We start from the raw sequence: 22,139 nt of genomic DNA on the forward strand, positions 1-22,139 counted from the left end.
TCATAGCCGTACTCGTGTGCGTGTAGTCTGCGTCACCCATTGCATGGCGATCAGCAGAGGAATAATCATGAAAAGAAAAATCAGCGTATAAGCCGAACCGACCTCCAGCCGCATCGACGCGTAGCTATCGGCAAGTCCCACAGGCAAAGTCATGGTCAGCGGCGTATGCAGCATCCAGGTGATATTAAACTCACCGACGGACAAGGTCACCACCATCAGCGCACCGGCCAGAATACCGGACATCACGTTGGGCACCACCACGCCAAAGAACCGCTGCGACATGCTCGCGCCGAGACTAGCTGCGGCCTCTTCCAGCACCGCCAATTGCGACGATTGCATCACCGCCAGCACCGGCCGCACCATGAACGGCAGCGTGAACAATACGTGCCCCACCAGGATGAACAGCAAACTACTGCGAAACGCGCGGTACTGGCCGTAGGCCATGATCAGCGCCAATGCCGTGGCCAGACCGGGAACCGCAACCGGCATCATCAACAGTTCTTCAAACACGCGCGCCAGGCGGCTGTTGCCACCCTTGTAGCGCGCCAGCATGTAAGCCAGCGGCACGCCAACGACCAGCGTCACCGCCAGGCAAGCCAGCGCGATGACGATGGAACGCCAGATGGTCATCTGATAGGTATCCCACACCTGCGCCACCCAGCGCAAAGTAAAACCGCTGGACAAGCCGACGAAAAAATTCTCCGTCACGCCGGCCAGCATCGACAGCACCACCGGCACGATCAGGAAGGCGCACACCAACAAGGTGAACGCCAGTTGCAGATAGAAACGAAAGGATTGCTTCATACTCTTTTTCACGGTCTTTTCCTCCCTATGCCGTTGCCGGCACAGTGCTGCCGGAAAGAGAACGCGCCAGCGCCAGAGCGATCCAGGTAATCACGCCGAGCACAATCGACAAAGCCGCCGACATCGCGAAATTGGCGTAGCTGGTGAATTCGTTATAGATCGCCATCGGCAAGACATCAATGTTGGTCGCCAGCGTGAATGCGGTGCCGAAGGCGCCGACGCTGGTGGCAAAGCAGATCGCCCCGGACGAAATCAGCGCAGGCGTGAGCGCCGGCACCATGACGTCGAGGAACACGCGCACCGGATTCGCACCGAGTGAACGGGCGGCTTCTTCCAGTGAAGGATCAAGCTTTTCCGCCGCGGCGATCACCGTGAGGATCACGCGCGGAATCGAAAAATACAGATAGCCCAGAAACAAGCCCGCCAGCGAATACGCAAACACCAGCGACTCGCCGAACAACTTGTCGGTGAGCGCGCCGATCAGGCCCTGCCGTCCGGCCAGCATGATGACCATGAAACCGACCACCACACCGGGGAACGCCAGCGGAAACGTCAGCATCGCCAGCAGCAGCGGCTTGCCGGGAAAACGATTACGTTGCAAAAACAAACCGACGAAAGACGAAATCGCCAGCGTCGCCACGGTGACAACGCCGGACAACACCAGCGTCGACACCAGGCTCAAAAAGTAGTGGCGATTGGTCACGACGGCCAGATAGGCCATCGCTCCCGTCGGACCGCTGGCGCCGACGCCGACCAGACGCAGCATCGGCAGCAGCCAGAACGCTGCGAACAGCGTCATGCCCGGCACCGCAAACAACCAGACTTTGCTGCCCGGGCGTTTGCGGTGGGACTTATTAGTCACGTGCACCGACATCGCTATTTCACTTCAGCCAGGTAACGTTCGCTGAACTGACGCTGCACTTGAGCCATCTTGCCGTAGTCGACCGACTTGGCGCGCGCATAGTCGGCGGCAGGCAGGAAACGTGCTTCGGCTTCTTTCGAAATGGCCGAGGCGCGCACCGGGCGCAGGTAAGCGTTGGCCCAGATTGCCTGACCTTCATTCGACAGCAGGAAATCCAGTACCTTCTTGGCGTTGGCCTGGTTCGGACCATTCTTCACGAGACTGACGACGTAAGGTACGGTGACGCTGCCTTCTGCCGGGATCACGAATGCGACATTGGCTTTGTCCTTGTACTTGGCGCGGTAAGCGTCGAAGTCGTAGCCGAACAGGATAGGAATTTCACCCGAGATCAGACGTGCGTAGGAAGTTTGCTTCGGCACAATCGGTTGATTCTTTTGCAGCGACTTGAAGAAGTTGATGCCGGGTGTGAAGTTGTCCAGCGTGCCACCCAAAGCCTGGTTCACCGCCACGGCGCCGACATAGCCGACGAAGGCGCTGGCAGGATCCAGGTAGCCGATCAGCCCCTTGTACTCAGGCTTGAGCAGATCCGCCCATGAGCGCGGTACCGGCTTGCCCTTCAATGCATCAACATTGACCATCAGGCCCATGGTGCCCGAGTGGATTGTGGTCCAGTAACCCTCCGGATCTTTCAGACCGGCAGGCACGTCGTTCCAGCCGGCTGGCTTGTACGGGGTGATGATGTCATTTTTCTTGGCTTCGATACCGAAGGTCACGCCGACATAGGTGAAGTCGGCAACCGGACTGGCCTTCTCTGCCATGATCTGCGCCAGCGCCTGACCGCTGTTCTTGTTGTCAGGCGGCACGGTGATGCCAGTCTTTTCCTTGATGGTCTTGATCTGGGTAGCCCAGTCAGCCCATTCCGGCGGACAGTTGTAGCAGATGACGTTCTGCGCCGCGACGTTGAACGAGGCCGCGAGTGCTACACCAGCTACGAGCGTCTGAAGAACTTTGGACGATTTTGCAAATAAGCGCATGGGGATTCCTTTCTGTTGCTGTTGATATTTTGTAAAACGAAAAACTCAGGGAACAAAAATTTGCACCGATCCGCCGTGACGGATCGCGTGCGCGAGAATGCTGGAAGCGGGCTGACCGGCACCATCAGGACTGCCCTGCTCGATTGCCGCCACCAGCGTACGCAGCGCGACTTCGCCAATCTGCTCCGACGGCTGCACCGCACTGGCCAGTACGGGCGACATCATTTCGCCCAGCGGGATGCCGTCGAAACCCATGACGGAAATATCCTGCGGCACGCGCAGACCCAGCGCGCGCAAGTCGCGCATGGCCGCAAATGCCAGCAAATCATTCGAACAGAACAAGGCGCTCGGGCGCTGCTGCGGGTCTGCAAAGGACTGCAGATAATCGACACCGAGACCGGTGTGACGCGGCACTTCGATCGGCGTCAGCGGCGTCAGGCCGTGTTCGCGCATGGCGTCGACGTAGCCTTGATAACGCTGGATCGCGCGGTCGGAAGCGTGAAAATAACCAGACAGCATCTGGATACGCGTATGTCCCAATGCAATCAAATGTGCCACTGCGTCGCGCGCGGCAGCGCGATTGTCAACCGAGACCGACAGGCGAGAAGCCTGCTGCGGTTGGTTGTAAGTCAGGACATAAGGAATACGTTCGCTGTCGAGCACGTCCAGCGTGGCGCTGGCGCTGGCGTCGGCCACCGTCAGGATTACGCCGTCGACGCGATGACTCAGCAGCAGATCGACTGCGGCGGCCTCATCTTCCTGGCGGTATTCGGTGGCGGTGAACATCACCGAGTAATCCAGCGAACGCGCCGCCAGCTCGATACCCTGCAAACACTGTGCAAAGACCGTGTTGGACAGGGTCGGTACGACGACGCCAACAGTGCGCGAGCGTCCGGCACGCAGGTTGCGGCCGTTGAAGTTGGGCCGGAAGCCCAACGCGGCGATGGCCTGATTGATCTTGTCGGCCGTATCCGAACTCACTGATTCCGGCTTGTTGAGCAGGCGTGACACCGTCGCGGTGGAAACGCCGGCTTGCTGGGCAACTTGTTTGATGGATGGTGGCACGATGTCGGGTGATGACTGTTATGAAAACGATTACATCGTGCCAGCGCAATGTTACGGGCTTATGACCTTGAAACTTTTTCGAGAAAAATTGCGACTATTTCACTATGGAAATTAAAAATCTTTCCGCACAGTCATTTTTTGTGGCCAAACTGACATCAACGCTAAACTAGGTCGACACAGAGGCGAGCCAGTATAATGTCGGGTTTCGATCTTTCCTTTGCCTCAACCCGTCATGCAAGATAAATATAGCCCCGCAGAAGTAGAACAATCCGCGCAGCAGCACTGGATCGCGACCGACGCTTACAAAACCGTCGAACACGCGAAAGACAAGAACGGCCGCGACAAGAAGAAGTTCTACGCCTGTTCGATGCTGCCTTACCCATCGGGCAAACTGCACATGGGTCACGTGCGCAATTACACGATCAATGACGTGATGTATCGCTACCTGCGCATGAGCGGCTACAACGTGCTCATGCCGATGGGCTGGGATGCGTTCGGCATGCCTGCGGAAAACGCAGCGATGGCCAACGGCGTTCCGCCGGCGCAATGGACTTACTCGAACATCGAGTACATGAAGAAGCAGATGGCTTCCATGGGTCTGGCGATCGACTGGTCGCGCGAGATGACGGCCTGCTCGCCTGAATACTACAAGTGGAACCAGTGGATGTTCCTGAAGATGCTTGAGAAGGGCATCATCTACAAGAAGACCGGCACCGTGAACTGGGATCCAATCGACCAGACCGTGCTGGCCAACGAACAAGTCATCGACGGCCGTGGCTGGCGCTCGGGCGCGGTCATCGAGAAGCGTGAAATCCCGATGTACTACGCCAAGATCACCGACTACGCCGAGGAGCTGCTGGACCACGTCGAAACCAAGCTGCCGGGTTGGCCTGAGCGCGTGCGCCTGATGCAGGCCAACTGGATCGGCAAGTCGACCGGCGTGCGGTTCGCCTTCCCGCACGATATCAAGGACGACGGCAACGAAAATAAACTCATCAATGACGGTAAGCTGTGGGTCTTCACCACGCGTGCCGACACCGTGATGGGCGTGACCTTCTGCGCTGTAGCGCCGGAACACGCGCTGGCGACCTTCGCCGCGAAGAACAATCCTGCGCTGCAAGACTTCATCGCCGAATGCAAAAAAGGCAGCGTCATCGAAGCTGACATGGCAACGATGGAAAAGAAAGGCATGCCGACCGGTCTGTTCGTCACGCATCCGCTGACCGGAGCACAAGTCGAAGTGTGGGTCGGCAACTACGTGCTGATCACCTACGGCGACGGCGCTGTGATGGGTGTGCCTGCACATGATGAACGCGATTTCGCTTTCGCCAAGAAATACAATCTGGCGATCAAGCAAGTCGTGGCCGTTGAAGGCAAGACTTACTCCACCGACGCGTGGGAAGAATGGTACGGCGACAAGGAAAGCGGCAAGACCGTCGACTCCGGCAAATACGACGGCCTCGGCTATCAGGCTGCGGTCGATGCGGTTGCTGCTGATCTGACCGCCAAGGGTCTGGGCGAGAAGAAAGTCACCTTCCGCCTGCGTGACTGGGGCATTTCGCGTCAGCGTTACTGGGGCACGCCGATCCCGATCATCCACTGCGGTGATTGCGGTGACGTACCCGTACCTGAAAAAGATCTGCCGGTCGTGCTGCCGGAAGACTGCGTGCCGGACGGCAGCGGCAACCCGCTCAACAAGCATGAAAAATTCCTGCACGTCGATTGTCCCAAGTGCGGCAAACCGGCGCGCCGCGAAACCGACACGATGGATACCTTCGTCGACTCGTCGTGGTACTACATGCGCTATACCTCGCCGCAGAGCAGCGACGCGATGGTCGACAGCCGCAACGATTATTGGATGCCGATGGATCAGTACATCGGCGGTATCGAACATGCCGTGTTGCACTTGCTGTACGCGCGCTTCTGGACCAAGGTCATGCGCGACTTCGGTCTGGTGAAGTTCGACGAGCCGTTCACCAACCTGCTCACGCAAGGCATGGTGCTCAATGAGACCTACTATCGCGAAGACGCCGCCGGCAAGAAGACCTGGATCAATCCTGCCGACGTCGAACTGACGCATGACGACAAGGGCCGTCCGGTTACGGCCATCCTCAAGGAAGATGGCCAGCCGGTCATCATCGGCGGCACCGAGAAGATGTCGAAGTCCAAGAACAACGGTATCGATCCGCAAGCACAGATCGACCAATACGGCGCCGATACCGCGCGCCTGTTCACCATGTTTGCTTCGCCTCCGGAACAAACGCTGGAATGGTCGGGTACCGGTGTCGAAGGCGCCAACCGTTTCCTGCGCCGCGTCTGGGCGTTCGCTTACAACAACGCTGCGCGCATCGAAGGCGCCGGTGCTGTAGATGTTGTACAACTGACCGACGCGCTCAAGACGCTGCGCCGCGAAGTGCACAAGATCCTGCAGCAAGCCGATCACGATCTGAAGCGCATTCAGTACAACACCGTGGTATCGGCCTGCATGAAAATGCTCAACACGCTCGAAGCCGCCAAGCTGGAAGACAGCCCGGTCGCCAACGCCGTGCTGGCAGAATGCACCTCGATCTTCCTGCGTATCCTCAATCCGATCACGCCGCACATTACGCACGCGTTGTGGCAGGAACTGGGCTTCGCCAAGCAACAAGGCGATATCCTCGACGCCGAGTGGCCGCAAGTTGATGCCTCTGCGCTGGAGCAAAGCGAGATCGAAATGATGATTCAGGTCAACGGCAAACTGCGCGGCAGCATCACCGTCGCCAAGAACGCCGACAAGGCTGCCATTGAAGCACTGGCGCTGGCCAACGAAAGTGTGCAGAAATTCCTGACCGGCGCACCGAAGAAAGTGATCGTCGTGCCGGGCAAGCTGATCAACATCGTTGCCTGATATCGGTATTCATCGCGATACGTACAACTCACGCCCACGAACCTGACCACGGACACACACTACATGCCATTTCAACTTCACCGACGCAAAGCGCTGCAATGGTTCCTGATGCTGCTGGCAGCGGTCATGCTCAGCGCCTGCGGCTTTCACATGCGCGGACCGGCGCAGTTGCCGTTCAAGACGATTTACCTCGGCTTTTCCGGCAACTCGTCGCTGGGTACCGAGCTGAAGCGTTACATCCGCGCCAGCGGCGTGGAAGTCACCGATCAGGCCACCGAGGCGGAAGCAGTAATGCAAGTGCTCGCGAATACAACTGAGAAGAAGATACTTACCCTTAACAGCAATGGTCAGGTTCGCGAGTACAGCTTGTATCAACGCTTCAGTTTCCAGGTGAAAGATCAGGCAGGGAAAGTAACAATCGCTCCCATCCAGATCGTCTTGAAGCGCGATGTGACTTATGATCCAAACCAGGAACTTGCAAAGCAGGCAGAAGAGGTATTGCTGTACCGCGACATGCAAAGCGACCTGGTTCAACAGATCCTGCGCCGCCTGTCCGCGACCAAGACCAACGTCGACGAAACCGTCGAGGAATAAGAGATGCAGCTGCGGCTAGACGCGCTTGAGACGCACCTGGCGAAATCACTGTCGCCGCTGTATGTCATCGCCAGCGACGAACATCTGCTGGCGCTGGAAGCCGCCGACAAAATCCGCAAGACTGCACGCGCCAACGGCTATACCGAACGCGACGTGCTCGTCGTGGAACGCAGCTTCAAATGGGGTGAACTGCTCGCCGCCAACCAGTCGCAATCGCTGTTCGGCGACAAAAAACTGATCGAGCTGCGCATCCCCACCGGCAAACCCGGCAAGGATGGTGGCCAGGCGCTGCAGGAATATGCTGCCAACCTGAATCCCGACAATCTGACCATCATCAGCCTGCCCAAGCTGGACTGGGCCACCGCGAAAGCCGCCTGGGTCGGTACGCTGCAACAGGCCGGCGTGTACATCGACATTCCGCTGGTCGAGCGCGCGCATCTGCCCGGTTGGATCGGCAACCGCCTCGCTGCCCAGCAACAGAGCGCCGATCGCCAGTGCATGGATTTCATCGCCGACCGCGTCGAAGGCAATCTGCTCGCCGCGCATCAGGAGATTCAAAAGCTCGGCCTGCTCTACCCCACCGGCAAGCTGACGTTTGAGCAAGTGCATGACGCCGTGCTGAACGTGGCACGCTATGACGTCTTCAAGCTCAACGAAGCCATGCTGTCGGGCGACGCTGCACGACTGATGCGCATGATGGATGGTTTGAAGGGCGAAGGCGAAGCCCTGCCGCTGGTGCTGTGGGCCGTCGCCGAAGAAGTCCGCACGCTGCTCAAGCTGAAGTCCGGCGTTACGCAAGGCAAGCAACTGGGCATGCTGCTCAAGGAATACCGCATCTGGGGTCCGCGCGAAAAATTGATGGAACCGGCACTGCGCCGCATCAGCCTGTCTACGCTGCAGACCGCATTGCAGGAAGCCGCGCAGATTGACAAGATGGTCAAGGGCTTGCGGGCGAAGGCATTTTCCGGCGACGCCTGGGATGCGCTGTCGCAGCTGGGCCTCAAGCTCGCACGCGGCTATTGAGACAGCTACTGAATTTAGTTTAGAGAACACATCATGACGCTCAACATCGAACAATACATGACCGACATCGGCCAGCGCGCCCGCAAGGCGTCGCGCGCCATGGCCAAGGCAGACAGCGCCGCCAAGAACCGCGCGCTGATGCTGATCGCCGCCGCCATCCGCCGTGATGCAGACACCTTGCGCGCCGCCAACCAGCAAGACCTGGCCGCCGCCCGCGCCAACGGCTTGTCGGACGCCATGCTCGACCGCCTGACGCTGTCCGACAAAGCCATCGCCACCATGGCCGAAGGCCTGGAACAGATCGTCGCCCTGCCCGATCCTATCGGTGAAATTTCCAACATGAAGTACCGCCCGACCGGCATCCAGGTCGGACAGATGCGCGTGCCGCTGGGCGTCATCGGGATCATTTACGAAGCACGCCCCAACGTCACCGTCGACGCTGCCGGCCTGTGTATCAAGAGCGGCAACGCGACGATACTGCGCGGCGGTTCCGAGGCAATTCATTGCAATCAGGCGTTGGCGAAACTGGTCAAGGAAGGCCTGACCGGGGCCGGTCTGCCGCAAGACGCCGTCCAAGTGGTTGAGACCACCGACCGTGCTGCCGTGGGCGCACTGATCACCATGACCGAATATGTTGACGTCATCGTACCGCGCGGCGGCAAAGGACTAATCGAGCGCCTGATCAAAGAATCCAAAGTGCCGATGATCAAACATCTGGACGGTATCTGCCACGTCTACATCGACGACAAGGCCGATCTGCAAAAGGCGCTGGACATCGCCTTCAATGCCAAGTGCCACCGCTACGGCACCTGCAACACCATGGAAACCCTGCTGGTGGCGCGCGCCATCGCAGCCGACGTGTTGCCGAAGCTGGCCGAGCTGTATCGCGCCAAAGAAGTCGAGCTGCGCGGCGACGCCGAAAGCCGCCAGATCCTGGCTGGTTATCCGTTGCTGAAAGAAGCCGTCGAAGAAGACTGGAGCACCGAATATCTGGCCCCGATCCTGGCGGTGAAAATCGTCGCCGACATGGACGAAGCAATCGAGCACATCAATACCTACTCGTCGCAGCACACGGACGCCATCATCACGGAAGACTACACCCGCGCCATGCGTTTCCTGCGCGAAGTCGATTCGGCCTCGGTGATGGTCAATGCCTCGACGCGTTTCGCCGACGGTTTCGAATACGGTCTCGGCGCCGAAATCGGCATCTCCAACGACAAACTGCACGCACGCGGCCCGGTCGGACTGGAAGGCCTGACTTCGCTGAAATATGTCGTACTGGGACAAGGGCAAGTGCGCCAGTAAGCGTTACTGTTTTACCTCTCAGCCAATCGCCAAAAAGGAAGTCACATGCTCTGGATCAAAGCCCTGCACATCGTATTCATTGCCTCGTGGTTCGCCGGCCTGTTCTACCTGCCGCGCATCTTTGTCAATCTGGCGCAGGAAACCGAAATCGTCGTCAAAGAACGCCTGCTCGGCATGGCGCGCCGCCTGTATCGCTTTACCACCATACTGGCGATTCCGGCGATCGCGCTGGGCTTGTATCTGTATCTGGTCATCGGTATCGGCAAAGGTCCGGGCAACGGCTGGATGCACGCCAAGCTGGCGCTGGTGATTCTGGTGATCGGTTATCACCATGCCTGCGGTTCGCTGCTCAAGAAGTTCGAAAACGGTCAAAACAAGCGCAGCCACACCTGGTTCCGCTGGTTCAACGAAGTCCCGGTATTATTGCTGTTGGCCATTGTGATCCTGGTCGTCGTCAAGCCGTTCTGATTCTTATCTGATTTTTATCTGATTTTTGGTGCTCCACTTTCGATTCACCCGACCCACCTTTTACGGAGTCCTTCATGGGCAAAGTATGTGAATACTTCTTCGCGCCGCATTCCCCGTTTGCTTACCTGGGACACGCGCGTTTTGTCGCTTTGGCCAAGCAATACGATGTGCAGGTCGTGCTCAAGCCTTTCGACCTGAGCAAGATTTTCGGCCAGTCCGGTGGTTTGCCGCTGGCCAAGCGTGCGCCGCAACGCCAGGCGTATCGCCTCAAGGAACTGGCGCGCTGGAGCAAATTCCTCGGCCTGCCGATGAACCTGCAACCGACTTACTTCCCGGTGCAGAGCGACGCTGCCGCACGCCTGATCATCGCCACACAACTGGCGCACGGCACCAACGCCGCGCTGGAGCTGACCGGCGCCGTCATGCGTGCGATCTGGGAAGAAGAAAAGAACATCGCCGACAACGATACGCTGCTGGCAATCGCCAACGGCCTGGGTCATGACGGCGTGAGCCTGCTGAAGTCTTCCGAGACCGCCAGCGTGCAAGCTGAGTTTGATCGTTTCAGCGAAGAAGCCACCGCCGCCAATGTGTTCGGCGCACCATGGTTTGTCGTGGACGGCGAAGGCTATTGGGGCCAGGATCGACTCGATTTCGTCGAACGTGCATTTGCAGAAAAGTAATTTCCCGAAACTGATTTCAGATCAGTAACGGCAGTAACAACAGTAAGAGATTCGTCATTCCCGCCCAGGCGGGAATCCGGCGACGTTGATCGGAAGATGCCGTCGACGTCGCCGGAAGAAACACCCGCAACGCGATATCAGATCGTGCTGCAACACAGGCATCACTCTCCCCAACGGACAAAAGGTACCCCTTATGAGCACCAACTATTCCTATTTTTGCCCCTGCCCGCGCGGCCTCGAAATCGCACTCGCAGAAGAACTCAACGAGATCGCCTTGCTGGCCGGTCCCGACGCCAATCTCAAAGTACATACCCAGGTTCCCGGCGGCGTGCATTGCTCCGGCAGCATCATCGGCGCTTACCAGTTGAACCTGCGCTCGCGCATCGCCAGCCGCGTGCTGCTGCGCCTGGCCCACGGCTCCTACAAGAACGAAAACGACATCTACGACATGGCACTCGAGCAGGAGTGGGAGAACTGGTTCGAGGTGTCGCACACGATCCGCGTCGACGTGACCGCGGTCAAGTCGCCGCTGCGCAGCCTCGAATTCGCCACGCTGAAAATCAAGGATGCCATCTGCGACCGTTTCCGCGAACGTTTCGACGAGCGTCCATCGGTCAACACCAAGACACCGGACATGCGCATCTCGGGCTTCCTCGACGCACACACTTTCACCCTTTATCTCGATACCTCCGGCGAAGCGCTGTTCAAGCGCGGCTGGCGCGATGACACCGGCGAAGCGCCGCTGCGCGAAAACCTCGCTGCGGGCCTGCTGCGCACCAGCGGCTGGAAGCCTGGCATGGTGCTGTTCGACCCGATGTGCGGCTCCGGCACCATCCTGGCTGAAGCGGCGCAAATGCTGGCCGGCATTCCACCGGGCGCGCGCCGCCGTTTTGCGTTTGAGAAGTTCGACAACTTCGATGCCGAAGCCTGGCTGGCAATCAAAGGTAACTTCAAGCCTAATCCATTGCCGACCGTACCGACGATTTTCGGCAGCGACATTTCCGGTGACATGGTCAACATCGCGCGCAACAATCTGCGCAAGGCCGGTATCCAGTTCGACGTGCCGCTGAAGCAGATCGAGGCGCAAGAAGTTAAGCCTCCTGTGGATGGCAACGGCAATCCGACCACCGGCATCATGCTGACCAACCCGCCCTACGGCGAGCGTCTGAGCGTGCGCGGCGATGCCGCCGTGCCGACCGACGAGCTGTTTGTGGCCTTCTTCAGCGCCTTCGGCACCACGCTCAAGCAGCGTTTCGCAGGCTGGAGCGTATTCCTGTTTTCGGCCGACCTCGGCCTGCCGAAATTGTTGCGCCTGAAAGAAGCTCGCAAGACGCCATTCTTCAACGGCGCCCTGGAATGCCGTCTGTTCCGCTTTGACATGGTGGAAGGCTTCAATCGCCGTGAGGCGGCCAAGCCCAAGCCAGATCAGGCTTAAGCATTGCCAACGGGATGAATTGTCGCGATTGTCAATGCAATCGAGACAATTCATCCCGCTGCGACTTATTTATCCCAAGCTCGCTTTTCCTTACAGTTACTCCCATCGAAGCCAATCCTGGCCTCATTCATCTCTGGGAGCTAACATGACCACTACCATCAATACCAAAGCCGACTACGCCGCCTTCCTGCTGCGCGTGACTTCCGGTTTGTTTTTCCTCGCCCACGCCGCGATGAAGATTTTTGTCTTCACCCTGCCCGGTACCGCTGCGTTCTTTGAATCGCTGGGCCTGCCCGGCTTCCTCGCCTATCTGGTCATCCTGTTGGAAGTGGTTGGCGGCATCGCACTCGTCATCGGCTTCTACGGCGATCTGCTGGCGATTCCCCTGGCCATCGACCTGGTCGGCGCCATCGTCACCGTGCACGGCAAGAACGGCTTCTTCTTCACCAACCCCAAGGGCGGCTGGGAATATCTGGTCATGTGGATTGTTGCGCTGATCGCCGTCTATCTGCTCGGCAACGGTGCCTTCGCCCTCAAACGCAAGAGTCTGAACAACGCTGCATAATCGTTAGCAAAACGTTTTCCACGGGGCGGCGGCCCCAATTCTGGACTGGATTGGAGTACATCATGTCTATCGCACTGCCTTCGCTTTTCGTCTCCCACGGTTCGCCCATGCTGGCGGTGGAGCCGGGCAAGACCGGCCCGCTGTTGCGCAGCATCGGTGAGCGCCTGCCTGCACCGAAAGCCATTCTTGTCGTATCGCCGCACTGGGAAACCCAGACGCCGCGCGTCGGCAATCTGGCCAAGCAGCGCGTGATCCATGATTTCGGCGGCTTCCCGCGCGAATTGTATGCGCTGGATTATCCTGCCGCCGGTTCGCCGGAACTGGCAGAACGTGTCGCCGGCTTGCTGCGCGACGCCGGCCTGCATGCGCAGACCGACGACGGCTGGGGCCTTGACCACGGCACCTGGGTGCCGCTGCGTTATATGTATCCGCAGGCAGATATCCCTGTCGTGCAATTGTCGCTGCAACCTCATCAGCCGCCGGCCTACCACTACAAGATAGGGCAGTTGCTGGCGCCACTGGCGAAGGAAGGCATCCTGCTGGTCGGCTCGGGCAGCTTCACGCACAACCTGCGCGAACTGCGCCGTAATGATCCGAATGCAGAAGATGCACCGCACACGATCGAGTTCCTGCAATGGTTTCTGACGCAGATGCAGGCGGGTAATCTGGAAGCGCTGCTGGACTATCGCCATTCCGCGCCGCACTCGGTGCGTACGCATCCGACCGATGAACATTTGCTGACCTTGTTCTTCGCCATGGGTGCCGCCGACGACTGGACCCAACTGGTGCATCTGGACAGCGGTTCGACGTATCATAGCCTGCGCATGGATGCCTTCGCTTTCGGCAGCCAGTCCTCCATCCTCGCGGATTTACCTGCTGCTGCCTGAACCTGCCCTGAGAGAATCGCTTGAACAAACTGCGCGAAATCGAATGCTTCATCGCTGTTGCCGAACTGGGCAGCTTCGTCAAGGCGGCTGACGCCCTGAACGTTTCCAAGGCGGCGGTTTCGCGCACGATTCTTGAACTGGAGGCCCGGCTCGGCGCGCGCCTGATGCAACGCACGACGCGCCGGCTGTCGCTGACCGAAGCTGGCTCCTTGTATCTGGAACGCTGCAAACACATCGTCTCGGCGCTCGAAGACGCGGATCAGATGCTCACCGTCGGCAACACCGATCCGACCGGCCTCTTGCGCATCAACGTGCCCCAGACTTTCGGCGTGCTGCATCTGGTCAATGTCTGGCCCTGCCTGTTACGCCGCTATCCCGGCATCAAGCTCGACATTACCCTGTCAGACCGCATCGTCGATATCATCGAAGAAGGCTATGACCTCGCAATCCGCATTGCGCGCCTGCCCAACTCCTCACTCATCTACCGCAAGCTGGCGTCGACCCGCATCGTCGTCTGCGCCTCGCCCGACTATCTGGAAAAGCACGGCACGCCGCAGCATCCGGATGATCTCAAGGATCACATGGTGATGGGCTACAGCTATTCGGCCGACAAGGACGAGTGGCATTTTGAAGGCCCCGAGGGCGCCGTCAGCGTCAAGACCAACGTACGCATGCACGCCAACAACGGCGACACCTGCGTCGCCGCTGCGCTGGCCGGCATCGGCATCACACGCCAGCCGACCTTCATGCTGAGCGAATACATCCGCAGCGGCAAGCTGGTGCCGATCATGCCCGACTACATGTCGGCCGAACTGGGCATCTATGCGGTCTACCCGAGCCGCACGCATTTACCTGCCAAGGTGCGCGCGACCATCGACTTTCTCGTGCATGCATTTGAAGAAGTGCAATGGGACGACAAATAGGGCGTTACTCTTTGCTCATCCAACTACCGATGGACTCGTATAAAAAGCTCCCGTTTGAAGCCCTCATTTCCTGACCATTTCCTGACCAAGTGAAAAAATCCGCAGCCTTGCGGATTTTTTTTCATCTCCCTTTTCAGCGGCTCGCTTAAGGCGCACAATCCGGCCTCGCGGTCATTGGTCTGACCATTGGACCGATTTCTTTTTCTTTTAGTGCATACGGCGATTTTGCTCGTATCTGCGCGGTGCGGACTCAGCGCGAACGGCTTGACATACGCTTCGGATTAATTCAAAGTGACCACATTACAGACTATATGTCCATATATTAGACATTAAAAATAGCCTGAAGCAACCGAAATCGCTGAAACCTGAGGAGAAGACACATGCAACCCATTACCCCCGAGGCATCAAAGATGATGCCCTACCAGTATCCGAACCCGAAAGAAGCGCCACTGGAAATCGTGGTCAACTCGGCCATTCCCGAAGATGAAAAAGTCTGGGTGCCGCAAGCCGAGAACGTCTGGTTCCGCCCGCTGTGCCTGAACGTCTCGCAAGGCTACTGGACCAACCTGCTGCGCGTGCGCAAGTCAGGTGTGCTGAGCCGCCATCGCCATCCGGCGCCGGTACACGGCATGGTGCTCAAGGGCCGCTGGCGCTATCTGGAACACAACTGGATCGCCGAGCAAGGCAGCTACGTGTTCGAACCACCAGGCGAAACCCACACCCTGTACGTGCCGGAAGATGTGGAAGAAATGATCACCTACTTCCACATCACCGGCGTGATGTACTACTGCGACCCGTTCGGCAAGTTCGAGGGCTACGAAGACGTCTTCACCAAGCTCGAAATGTGCAAGGCGCATTACGAGAAGGTCGGTCTGGGCGCCGATTTTGTACAGCAGTTCGTGCGCTGATTGTGTGAAGGATTGAACACACCATGAGCTACGCACAAGCCGATTACAACTTCCAGGGCGCCGTCGCCGTGGTCACCGGCGGTACCGGCGGCATCGGCGCCGCCATCAGCGCCCGCCTGGCGCAGGCCGGTGCAGAGGTGGTCTGCTGGGATCTGAAACCCGCCGTCGATTCGCTTTACACCCAAGACACCGTTGACGTCACCGACCCGGCGTCGGTCGATGCGGCGACACAGCGCTTGCTGGCCTCGCGCGGCCGCATTGATTTTCTGGTCAACAACGCGGGCTATGCCGGTTCGACCGTGCCGCTGGATGAGTATGACGTCGCCGAGTGGCACCGCATCGTTGAAGTCAATCTGATGGGCGTGTTCCACACCTGTCGTTCGGTGGTGCCTGCCATGCGCGCCGCCGGACAAGGCCGCATCGTCAACATCGCCTCGCTGGCGGGCAAGGAAGGCACGCCCAACGCGTCCGCCTACAGCGCCTCCAAGGCAGGCGTACTGGCGCTGACCAAGTCCCTCGGCAAGGAACTGGCCAACGCCGGCATCCTCGTCAACGCGCTGGCGCCGGCCGCCGTCAAGACCACGCTGCTGGAACAGATGAGCCCTGCGCACGTCGCCACCATGATCAGCAAGAGCCCGATGGGCCGCCTCGGCTATGTCGAGGAAGTGGCCGAAATGGTGGCATGGCTTTGCTCGGGTTCATGCACGTTCAATACCGGCGCCGTATTCGATTTGTCCGGAGGACGCGCAACGTATTAAGTCGTATCAGTAACAGCCGTCCGGTAGTCACGAGCCATCGGACGTTTCATAACGCTGCAACAAGCACCGCAAAGACGGCGCAAGCAGGTGATGTAGCTCAGAAGCTGTTTGCCTGCAGCACTTTACATTTACCTTGGAGATAACATGGAAGTCCAAAAGAGCAGCAAGCTCAAACGTATTCAGTGGGTTGCACTGACGTTCCTGATGCTTGCCGGTATCGTCAATTACCTCGACCGCAGCACGCTGTCCATCGCCAACCATTCCGTCAGCCAGGAGCTGGGATTGAGCGCATCGGAAATGGGTCTGCTGCTGTCCGCATTCTCACTCGCCTACGCGTTTTCGCAATTGCCGATCGGCGCAATGCTCGATAAATTCGGCGCTCGCGTGATGCTCGGCGCCGGCATGATGGTGTGGTCGGTGGCGCAGCTGGCCGGCGGCTTCGTTGGGTCGCTGCATCAGTTTCTGGTAGCCCGCGTGTTCCTCGGCCTCGGCGAAGCGCCGCAGTTCCCGGCTGGCGCGAAAGTGGTTTCCGAATGGTTTGCCGTGCGTGAACGCGGCGGCCCAACGGGTATCTTCGTCGCCTCCTCGACCATCGGCCCTGCGCTGGCACCACCGATCCTGACCGTGCTGATGCTGTCCTTCGGCTGGCGCATGATGTTCGTCATCATGGGTATTGCCGGTATCGCCGTCGCAGTGGGCTGGTACATTTTCTATCGCAACCGCAATGAAGTCGAACTGACGCCATCCGAAATGCTGTACCTCGCCGACGGCACCGACAACGATCCAAACGCCAATGCCAAACTGACCTGGCACGAATGGAAAGGCCTGTTCAAATACCGCACCACCTGGGGCATGCTGTTCGGCTTCATGGGTGTGATCTACATGGTCTGGCTGTACCTAACATGGCTGCCTGCCTACCTCGAACATGAACGTCACCTGAGCATTGCGCGCACCGGCTGGGTGGTGGTGATTCCTTACATCTTCGGCACGCTGGGCATGCTGTCCTCGGGCTATATCGCTGATGGCCTGATGAAGCGCGGCATGGCGCCGATCCGCAGCCGCAAATGGCCGATCTGCGCTGGTTTGATCGGTGCGGGCGCGTTCACCATTCCTGCCGCCTACACCCCAAGCACCTTCATGGCGATCGTCTACATCTCGCTGGCGATGGCCTTCGTGAACATGGCAAGCGGCGGCGCATGGGCACTGGTCAGCGTGGCGATTCCACGTCGTCTGGTCGCTTCGCTGGGCAGCCTGCAGAACTTCGGCGGCTACCTCGGCGGATCGCTGGCTCCATTGATCACCGGCATCGTGGTCGACAAGACCCATTCGTTCGTCAACGCCCTGTTGATCAGCGCCGCAGTCGCATTCGCTGCCGCACTGGTGTACATGTTCGTCGTGAACAAGCCGATCGAAGGCGACCGGGTAGCAGCGTAGTTTTAATTTCGATCTGAAGGAAAGCACATGACATTCACTCCCAATCTGTTCCAGGGTAAAACCGCGCTGGTCACCGGCGGCACCCAGGGCATCGGCGGCGCAGTGGCGCGCCAGCTCGCCGCCATGGGCGCCAAGGTCATCGCGGCAGGCTTGCCGCCGTTCGCCACGGAGGAGTTCAGCGACACCGGCATCACGCTGGCTGAACTCAACGTGGCGTCCGAAGACAGCGTCAAAAACCTGTTCGCCGGCATCAAGCAACTCGACATCGTGATCAACTGCGCCGGCATCATCAAGCGCGGCACCGAACACGAAGTCGATGTCTTCGAACAAGTGATCGCCGTCAACCTGACCGGCACCATGCGTGTGTGCTCGGCGGCGCGTCCCTTGCTAAAAGAAAACAAGGGCTGCATCGTCAACCTGGCATCGATGCTGAGCTTCTTCGGCGGCGGCCTAGTGCCGGGATACAGCGCCAGCAAAGGCGGCGTAGCGCAACTGACCAAGTCGCTGGCGATTGCCTATGCCGCCGACGGCATCCGCGTCAACGCAGTGGCGCCGGGATGGATCGCAACGCCGTTGACGAAAGCTTTGCAGGAAGACCCGGCACGCTCCGGCCCCATCCTGCAACGCACGCCGCTCAATCGCTGGGGCACGCCGGAAGATATCGGCAACGTCACCGCCTTCCTGTGCACGCCGGCCGCTTCCTTCATGACCGGCGCCGTGGTACCGGTCGATGGCGGCTATCTGGTGTCGTAAGGTTTATCCGAAGTCACTGCTTAGTATCTGATCTGTCTTTTTCCGGCATCGTCCGCATTAGCGATGCCGGAAAATCCCTCGGCTATAATGCCCCTCTGCTGTATCTACTGCTGTATTCGCCTTCCCGTCCTTTGCGTTTTACCTGCCCTATCAGCCCGAGACTATGCCGACTTCCGACACCGCTGCCGAAGAGAATCCAAAGATCGCCGGTACCGCCGCGTTCTCAAAATTCATGGCGGTGCTGCAACTGATCGCCGATCAGGAAACGCCGTTATCGATCGCCCAGCTGAGCGCGCAAAGCGGCTATCCGCGCCCTACCGTCTATCGCATCCTCGCTGCCCTGATGGCCGAAGGCATGGTGGTGGAGAACGCCCGCACCAAGAATTTTGAACTCGGCCCGCGCCTGATCAATCTGGCCAGCAAGTCGTGGTCCAAATCCGACATTCGCACCGCCGCCATCGACGCCCTGCACACACTGCGCGACACCACGCGTGAAACCGTTCATCTGGCCGTGCCCAGCGACAACGGTATGGTCTACATCGAAAAACTGGAAAGCCCGCAAGCCGTACGCATGACCTCGCGCGTCGGTACACGCGTGACGCTGTACTCCAGCTCGGTCGGCAAGGCTTACTTGGCTGCGCTGGGTGAAGAACAACGCCGCAGTCTGCTGCGTGCCGTCAAACTGCAGAAGTTCACCGAGCACACCATCACCGAACCCGAAGCGCTGCGTGCTGAACTTGCCATGACCGAACAGCGCGGCTATGCAGAGGATCGCGAAGAGAACGAAGCGCAGATCTTTTGCCTCGGCGCCGCCATCCGTGGCAGCGACGGCGCACCGGTCGCCTGTATCAGCATCAGCATTCCGGTCTTCCGCAAGCATGAAGACCTGCAAGCCACCTACATCGATCCACTGTTGGCAACCTGCAAAGCCATCTCGCTGAAGCTGGCCGGCCCACGATAAACCTCGGCTTGTTACCTTCCACGATCACGCCTCTCGCTTACACAGCTTAACGAAGTGTTACCAATTGCTTCCCCTGCGCATGACACGCCGGGGAACTGGTTAAATCCAGCTTTCCGTTTGACGAAAGCACGCAATGAAACACGCGGTACTCCTTTCCCGTTTCACCACTTTTCTGCAGGCTGCGGTGCTGTCGCTAAGCATACTGGCGATAACGCCGCTGTCAGCACACGCGACACCACTGATGGATCTGTTCCCGGAAGACATCATCAATACGGTGCAGCAGCTCAAACCTGAGCTGAACCTCAACCCCAACCAACAAATACTGTGGCGTCAGACTGAGCAAAAGACCCTTGCCATCGTGCGGCAACATCAACTGCGGCGCGATCGATTGCAGGCAGAAACTGCACGCAACATGAGCAAACCCGGTTTTGAGTTGCGCGATCTTGGCCGCGCAGTAGAACAAGAGTCAGCGCTCTCGGAACAAGACAACCGTCAACTGCGCGAACTGTGGCTAACCGTCGCTGATGCCCTGGACGATACACAACGGCAGGCGGTTCAAACCTTCATCGCCGACCGTTTGCAGCGCGCGGCAGAACATGGCGGCGGCGCTCCGGAAAAGAGTGAAGGCGGACGCATGGGTGGCAAGCGCGGTGGCGGAGGTGCTAGCAGCGGCGGAATGGGAGGTTCCGGCGGCATGGGTGGCATGGGTGGATCCAGCGGTGGATCGCAATTCTGATGTGCGGTCGCGTACCGTTAAGCAGACAGCAAAGCAGCTTCCGACCAATGGCGGAAGCCGCTTTCTTTGCTCACACCTCAGGCGGCAAATCCACCGTGAACAGATTCTTGCCATCGACGTTATGCAAGGACACCGTCATCACCTTGGTCTTCGCATCGATCTTGCCAATGCCGAAAAATTGAAACAGATCCGCCGGTGATCGGTTCTGCTTCATGTCGGCAGGAATACTCACATAGCGCACGTCCGGACCGAATGTCCGGTCGATCTCGCCGGGACCGAAAGTACCTGCATGCAAAGGCCCGCCGACAAATTCCCAGAACGGTTTGAAGTCGGTGAATTGCGCCTTCTCCGGCATGTAATAGGTTGCTGATGCATAGTGCACGTCAGCCGTCACCCACACCACGTTCTTGATATTGTGACGCTTGATAAAACGCAACAACTCCGCGACCTCCAGTTCGCGCCCGGACGGCTTGCCGTTGTCTGCATTGGCCCATGCTTCAAAGGTGCCTTGCGGCACATCCGGATTCAGATCGGGCACAACAATCGAAATCGGCATGTCGCTGGCGATGACCTTCCAGGTCGATCGCGAACGCAGCAGCGCCTGCTTGATCCAGCGCATCTGCGCCGCGCCGAGGAAGGCCGCATCTTGTCCTTGCACTGATTGACGGTTCGGTGAATTGGCACCGCGATAGCTGCGCTCATCGAGCATGAAGACTTCCAGCAACGGCCCGTAATTGAACGCACGATAGATGCGTTCCGGATCGGCGACATCGATGCGAAACGGGTTGTACTCGAACATCGCCTGCCGCGCGCGTTGCTTCAGCACGTTCAGCTCACGCTCCTGATAGCGTTTCTCCGCCTCACCAATGACCTGACCGGGATACCAGTTGTTGCGCACCTCATGGTCATCCCATTGCACGAGGAAAGGTACCTCGGCCATGAAGCGCTTCTTGTTGGCATCCATCAGGTTGTACGCAAAGTTGCCGCGATAGTCGTCGAGTGTCTGCGCGACTTTAGACTTCGCCGGTGTCACCAGATTGCGCCAGATGCTACCGTCGTCCAGCGTCACCTCGGCCTGGATCGGACCATCCGCGTAAATCTGATCGCCGGAATGAATGAAAAAATCCGGCTTGAAACGACGCATGGTTTCATACACGCGATAGCCGCCCCAGGCTTCATTGATCCCCCAGCCCTGCCCTGCTTCATCACCGGAAAACGCGAAGCTGATATCGCGTTCTCCGCCTCCCGGAATGATGAGACTGCCAGTCACCGGCGCACTCCATGCCGACTCGTGCTGCAAGTCCTGAAAGCGCACGCGATAAAACAGCCGCTGCGACACGGGCAAGCCGCGCAGATCCACCCGTGCGGTGTAATCGTTGCGCGCCAGTGCCGCCGGACCGGCGATGGTCAGCGCATCCTTGAAATTCTCGTTCACCGAATACTCCACCACCATCCGCGCTGCGCGATCAGTGCGGCTCCATAGCATCGCTGTATCGCGCGTGATGTCGCCACTCATGGCGCCGCTGTCGACTTGCGGCCGCAACCGCTCCGACGTCACGATGGCAGGTGCCTGCTGGGCAAATGCCGGCGCAAGCGTACTGACGGTCAGCAAGGCTCCGGTACCAAGCGCCGTATCGCGCAGGAAGTTGCGACGGCCATTGCCGTCCGCGCTGTCGGCATGACTGGTGTTGCTGAAGGAGGATGAAGATGGAGAGGATTGATCGTCGGACATGGCAGGCTCCTTGGCTGGCGGTATAAAAATTGCAATGTAGCAAGGCAATGTGACCGTCCCATGAACAGATACCGACGTAATCAACCTTCTCGCACTCGCCTTCACATTTTCGCTATTTCCCAAAGAAAGCCCTGAATTACTTCGACTTCACGTCGGCAAAATAAGCTTCCCGACAAAATGTGCGCCGGCTGCTCGTCTTTTTGGAACGCACCAAGCAGACGCATCGTTTTGCACGGTTTGCGTGCGGCAGCTGATTAGTCACGGAAGGTGCTAACAATTTTCCCTTTAAATTCAGTTGCTTAAAATTTTGCACCGAAATGGAATG

Annotated in this window: 21 protein-coding genes; 16 read left to right on the top strand and 5 right to left on the bottom strand. The window is 58.7% G+C overall.

Going from position 1 to position 22,139, the window contains the following annotated elements:
• Genes PQR63_RS21360 through PQR63_RS21375 form a run of 4 tightly spaced genes read right to left on the bottom strand, consistent with a single transcriptional unit; the run spans position 1 to position 3,765 of the window.
• Positions 1 to 804: an ABC transporter permease gene (locus tag PQR63_RS21360; protein WP_408169957.1), complete on the bottom strand. Its 804-nt coding sequence runs from the start codon at positions 802 to 804 to the stop codon at positions 1 to 3.
• A gap of 25 nt (positions 805 to 829) precedes the next feature.
• Positions 830 to 1,678, bottom strand: a complete 849-nt coding sequence (locus PQR63_RS21365; RefSeq protein ID WP_408169958.1) for an ABC transporter permease — start codon at positions 1,676 to 1,678, stop codon at positions 830 to 832.
• A gap of 2 nt (positions 1,679 to 1,680) precedes the next feature.
• Entirely contained in the window at positions 1,681 to 2,700 is a 1,020-nt protein-coding gene (locus PQR63_RS21370) for an ABC transporter substrate-binding protein (protein WP_408169959.1), read from the bottom strand.
• A 45-nt stretch (positions 2,701 to 2,745) separates the two neighbouring features.
• On the bottom strand, positions 2,746 to 3,765 hold the full coding sequence (locus PQR63_RS21375; protein ID WP_408169960.1) for a LacI family DNA-binding transcriptional regulator: 1,020 nt from the start codon (positions 3,763 to 3,765) through the stop codon (positions 2,746 to 2,748).
• A gap of 232 nt (positions 3,766 to 3,997) precedes the next feature.
• On the opposite strand from PQR63_RS21375, the gene leuS reads away from it, so the two are divergent.
• The 16 genes from leuS to PQR63_RS21455 all read left to right on the top strand — a co-directional run bounded on the left by leuS (position 3,998) and on the right by PQR63_RS21455 (position 20,082).
• Positions 3,998 to 6,652 (top strand): leucine--tRNA ligase, encoded by a 2,655-nt coding sequence (leuS, locus tag PQR63_RS21380; protein WP_408169961.1) that lies wholly within the window; start codon positions 3,998 to 4,000, stop codon positions 6,650 to 6,652.
• Between the two features lie 63 nt (positions 6,653 to 6,715).
• Positions 6,716 to 7,246: an LPS-assembly lipoprotein LptE gene (locus PQR63_RS21385; RefSeq protein ID WP_408169962.1), complete on the top strand. Its 531-nt coding sequence runs from the start codon at positions 6,716 to 6,718 to the stop codon at positions 7,244 to 7,246.
• Between the two features lie 3 nt (positions 7,247 to 7,249).
• Positions 7,250 to 8,269: a DNA polymerase III subunit delta gene (gene holA / locus PQR63_RS21390; RefSeq protein ID WP_408169963.1), complete on the top strand. Its 1,020-nt coding sequence runs from the start codon at positions 7,250 to 7,252 to the stop codon at positions 8,267 to 8,269.
• A 33-nt stretch (positions 8,270 to 8,302) separates the two neighbouring features.
• Positions 8,303 to 9,574, top strand: coding sequence for a glutamate-5-semialdehyde dehydrogenase (locus tag PQR63_RS21395; RefSeq protein ID WP_408169964.1), 1,272 nt, complete (start codon positions 8,303 to 8,305; stop codon positions 9,572 to 9,574).
• Between the two features lie 45 nt (positions 9,575 to 9,619).
• A complete protein-coding gene (locus PQR63_RS21400; protein WP_094565381.1) occupies positions 9,620 to 10,042 on the top strand; it encodes a CopD family protein in 423 nt (140 codons plus the stop codon).
• A 74-nt stretch (positions 10,043 to 10,116) separates the two neighbouring features.
• Complete coding sequence (locus tag PQR63_RS21405; RefSeq protein WP_408169965.1) at positions 10,117 to 10,722, top strand: 2-hydroxychromene-2-carboxylate isomerase; 606 nt, start codon at positions 10,117 to 10,119, stop codon at positions 10,720 to 10,722.
• 193 nt (positions 10,723 to 10,915) lie between these two features.
• The gene (locus PQR63_RS21410) at positions 10,916 to 12,157 is read left to right on the top strand and encodes a THUMP domain-containing class I SAM-dependent RNA methyltransferase (protein WP_408169966.1); all 1,242 of its coding nucleotides are present in this window, start codon (positions 10,916 to 10,918) and stop codon (positions 12,155 to 12,157) included.
• 145 nt (positions 12,158 to 12,302) lie between these two features.
• On the top strand, positions 12,303 to 12,722 hold the full coding sequence (locus PQR63_RS21415; RefSeq protein ID WP_408169967.1) for a DoxX family protein: 420 nt from the start codon (positions 12,303 to 12,305) through the stop codon (positions 12,720 to 12,722).
• Between the two features lie 62 nt (positions 12,723 to 12,784).
• Positions 12,785 to 13,609 (top strand): dioxygenase family protein, encoded by an 825-nt coding sequence (locus PQR63_RS21420; RefSeq protein WP_408169968.1) that lies wholly within the window; start codon positions 12,785 to 12,787, stop codon positions 13,607 to 13,609.
• 20 nt (positions 13,610 to 13,629) lie between these two features.
• Positions 13,630 to 14,532, top strand: coding sequence for a LysR family transcriptional regulator (locus tag PQR63_RS21425; RefSeq protein WP_408169969.1), 903 nt, complete (start codon positions 13,630 to 13,632; stop codon positions 14,530 to 14,532).
• A gap of 380 nt (positions 14,533 to 14,912) precedes the next feature.
• Positions 14,913 to 15,440 carry a 2,4'-dihydroxyacetophenone dioxygenase family protein gene (locus PQR63_RS21430; RefSeq protein WP_408169970.1) on the top strand — a complete coding sequence of 176 codons (528 nt, stop codon included), beginning with the start codon at positions 14,913 to 14,915 and terminating at the stop codon, positions 15,438 to 15,440.
• A 23-nt stretch (positions 15,441 to 15,463) separates the two neighbouring features.
• Positions 15,464 to 16,198: an SDR family NAD(P)-dependent oxidoreductase gene (locus tag PQR63_RS21435; protein ID WP_408169971.1), complete on the top strand. Its 735-nt coding sequence runs from the start codon at positions 15,464 to 15,466 to the stop codon at positions 16,196 to 16,198.
• 144 nt (positions 16,199 to 16,342) lie between these two features.
• A complete protein-coding gene (locus PQR63_RS21440; protein WP_094565389.1) occupies positions 16,343 to 17,632 on the top strand; it encodes an MFS transporter in 1,290 nt (429 codons plus the stop codon).
• A gap of 27 nt (positions 17,633 to 17,659) precedes the next feature.
• A complete protein-coding gene (locus PQR63_RS21445; RefSeq protein ID WP_408169972.1) occupies positions 17,660 to 18,385 on the top strand; it encodes an SDR family NAD(P)-dependent oxidoreductase in 726 nt (241 codons plus the stop codon).
• Between the two features lie 163 nt (positions 18,386 to 18,548).
• Positions 18,549 to 19,346: an IclR family transcriptional regulator gene (locus tag PQR63_RS21450; protein ID WP_408169973.1), complete on the top strand. Its 798-nt coding sequence runs from the start codon at positions 18,549 to 18,551 to the stop codon at positions 19,344 to 19,346.
• Between the two features lie 133 nt (positions 19,347 to 19,479).
• The gene (locus PQR63_RS21455) at positions 19,480 to 20,082 is read left to right on the top strand and encodes a hypothetical protein (protein WP_408169975.1); all 603 of its coding nucleotides are present in this window, start codon (positions 19,480 to 19,482) and stop codon (positions 20,080 to 20,082) included.
• Between the two features lie 70 nt (positions 20,083 to 20,152).
• Here PQR63_RS21455 and PQR63_RS21460 read toward each other — a convergent pair whose 3' ends face one another.
• Positions 20,153 to 21,814, bottom strand: a complete 1,662-nt coding sequence (locus PQR63_RS21460; protein ID WP_408169977.1) for an alkaline phosphatase D family protein — start codon at positions 21,812 to 21,814, stop codon at positions 20,153 to 20,155.
• Positions 21,815 to 22,139 lie beyond the last annotated feature (325 nt).

The organism is Herbaspirillum rhizosphaerae, from assembly GCF_046025915.1.
GTDB lineage: Bacteria > Pseudomonadota > Gammaproteobacteria > Burkholderiales > Burkholderiaceae_D > Herbaspirillum > Herbaspirillum rhizosphaerae_A.

Coding starts and splice junctions, on each gene's coding strand:
- PQR63_RS21360 (WP_408169957.1), bottom strand. CDS start 804: ATGAAGCAATCCTTTCGTTTCTATCTGCAACTGGCGTTCACCTTGTTG.
- PQR63_RS21365 (WP_408169958.1), bottom strand. CDS start 1,678: ATGTCGGTGCACGTGACTAATAAGTCCCACCGCAAACGCCCGGGCAGC.
- PQR63_RS21370 (WP_408169959.1), bottom strand. CDS start 2,700: ATGCGCTTATTTGCAAAATCGTCCAAAGTTCTTCAGACGCTCGTAGCT.
- leuS (WP_408169961.1), top strand. CDS start 3,998: ATGCAAGATAAATATAGCCCCGCAGAAGTAGAACAATCCGCGCAGCAG.
- PQR63_RS21385 (WP_408169962.1), top strand. CDS start 6,716: ATGCCATTTCAACTTCACCGACGCAAAGCGCTGCAATGGTTCCTGATG.
- holA (WP_408169963.1), top strand. CDS start 7,250: ATGCAGCTGCGGCTAGACGCGCTTGAGACGCACCTGGCGAAATCACTG.
- PQR63_RS21395 (WP_408169964.1), top strand. CDS start 8,303: ATGACGCTCAACATCGAACAATACATGACCGACATCGGCCAGCGCGCC.
- PQR63_RS21400 (WP_094565381.1), top strand. CDS start 9,620: ATGCTCTGGATCAAAGCCCTGCACATCGTATTCATTGCCTCGTGGTTC.
- PQR63_RS21405 (WP_408169965.1), top strand. CDS start 10,117: ATGGGCAAAGTATGTGAATACTTCTTCGCGCCGCATTCCCCGTTTGCT.
- PQR63_RS21410 (WP_408169966.1), top strand. CDS start 10,916: ATGAGCACCAACTATTCCTATTTTTGCCCCTGCCCGCGCGGCCTCGAA.
- PQR63_RS21415 (WP_408169967.1), top strand. CDS start 12,303: ATGACCACTACCATCAATACCAAAGCCGACTACGCCGCCTTCCTGCTG.
- PQR63_RS21420 (WP_408169968.1), top strand. CDS start 12,785: ATGTCTATCGCACTGCCTTCGCTTTTCGTCTCCCACGGTTCGCCCATG.
- PQR63_RS21430 (WP_408169970.1), top strand. CDS start 14,913: ATGCAACCCATTACCCCCGAGGCATCAAAGATGATGCCCTACCAGTAT.
- PQR63_RS21435 (WP_408169971.1), top strand. CDS start 15,464: ATGAGCTACGCACAAGCCGATTACAACTTCCAGGGCGCCGTCGCCGTG.
- PQR63_RS21440 (WP_094565389.1), top strand. CDS start 16,343: ATGGAAGTCCAAAAGAGCAGCAAGCTCAAACGTATTCAGTGGGTTGCA.
- PQR63_RS21445 (WP_408169972.1), top strand. CDS start 17,660: ATGACATTCACTCCCAATCTGTTCCAGGGTAAAACCGCGCTGGTCACC.
- PQR63_RS21450 (WP_408169973.1), top strand. CDS start 18,549: ATGCCGACTTCCGACACCGCTGCCGAAGAGAATCCAAAGATCGCCGGT.
- PQR63_RS21455 (WP_408169975.1), top strand. CDS start 19,480: ATGAAACACGCGGTACTCCTTTCCCGTTTCACCACTTTTCTGCAGGCT.
- PQR63_RS21460 (WP_408169977.1), bottom strand. CDS start 21,814: ATGTCCGACGATCAATCCTCTCCATCTTCATCCTCCTTCAGCAACACC.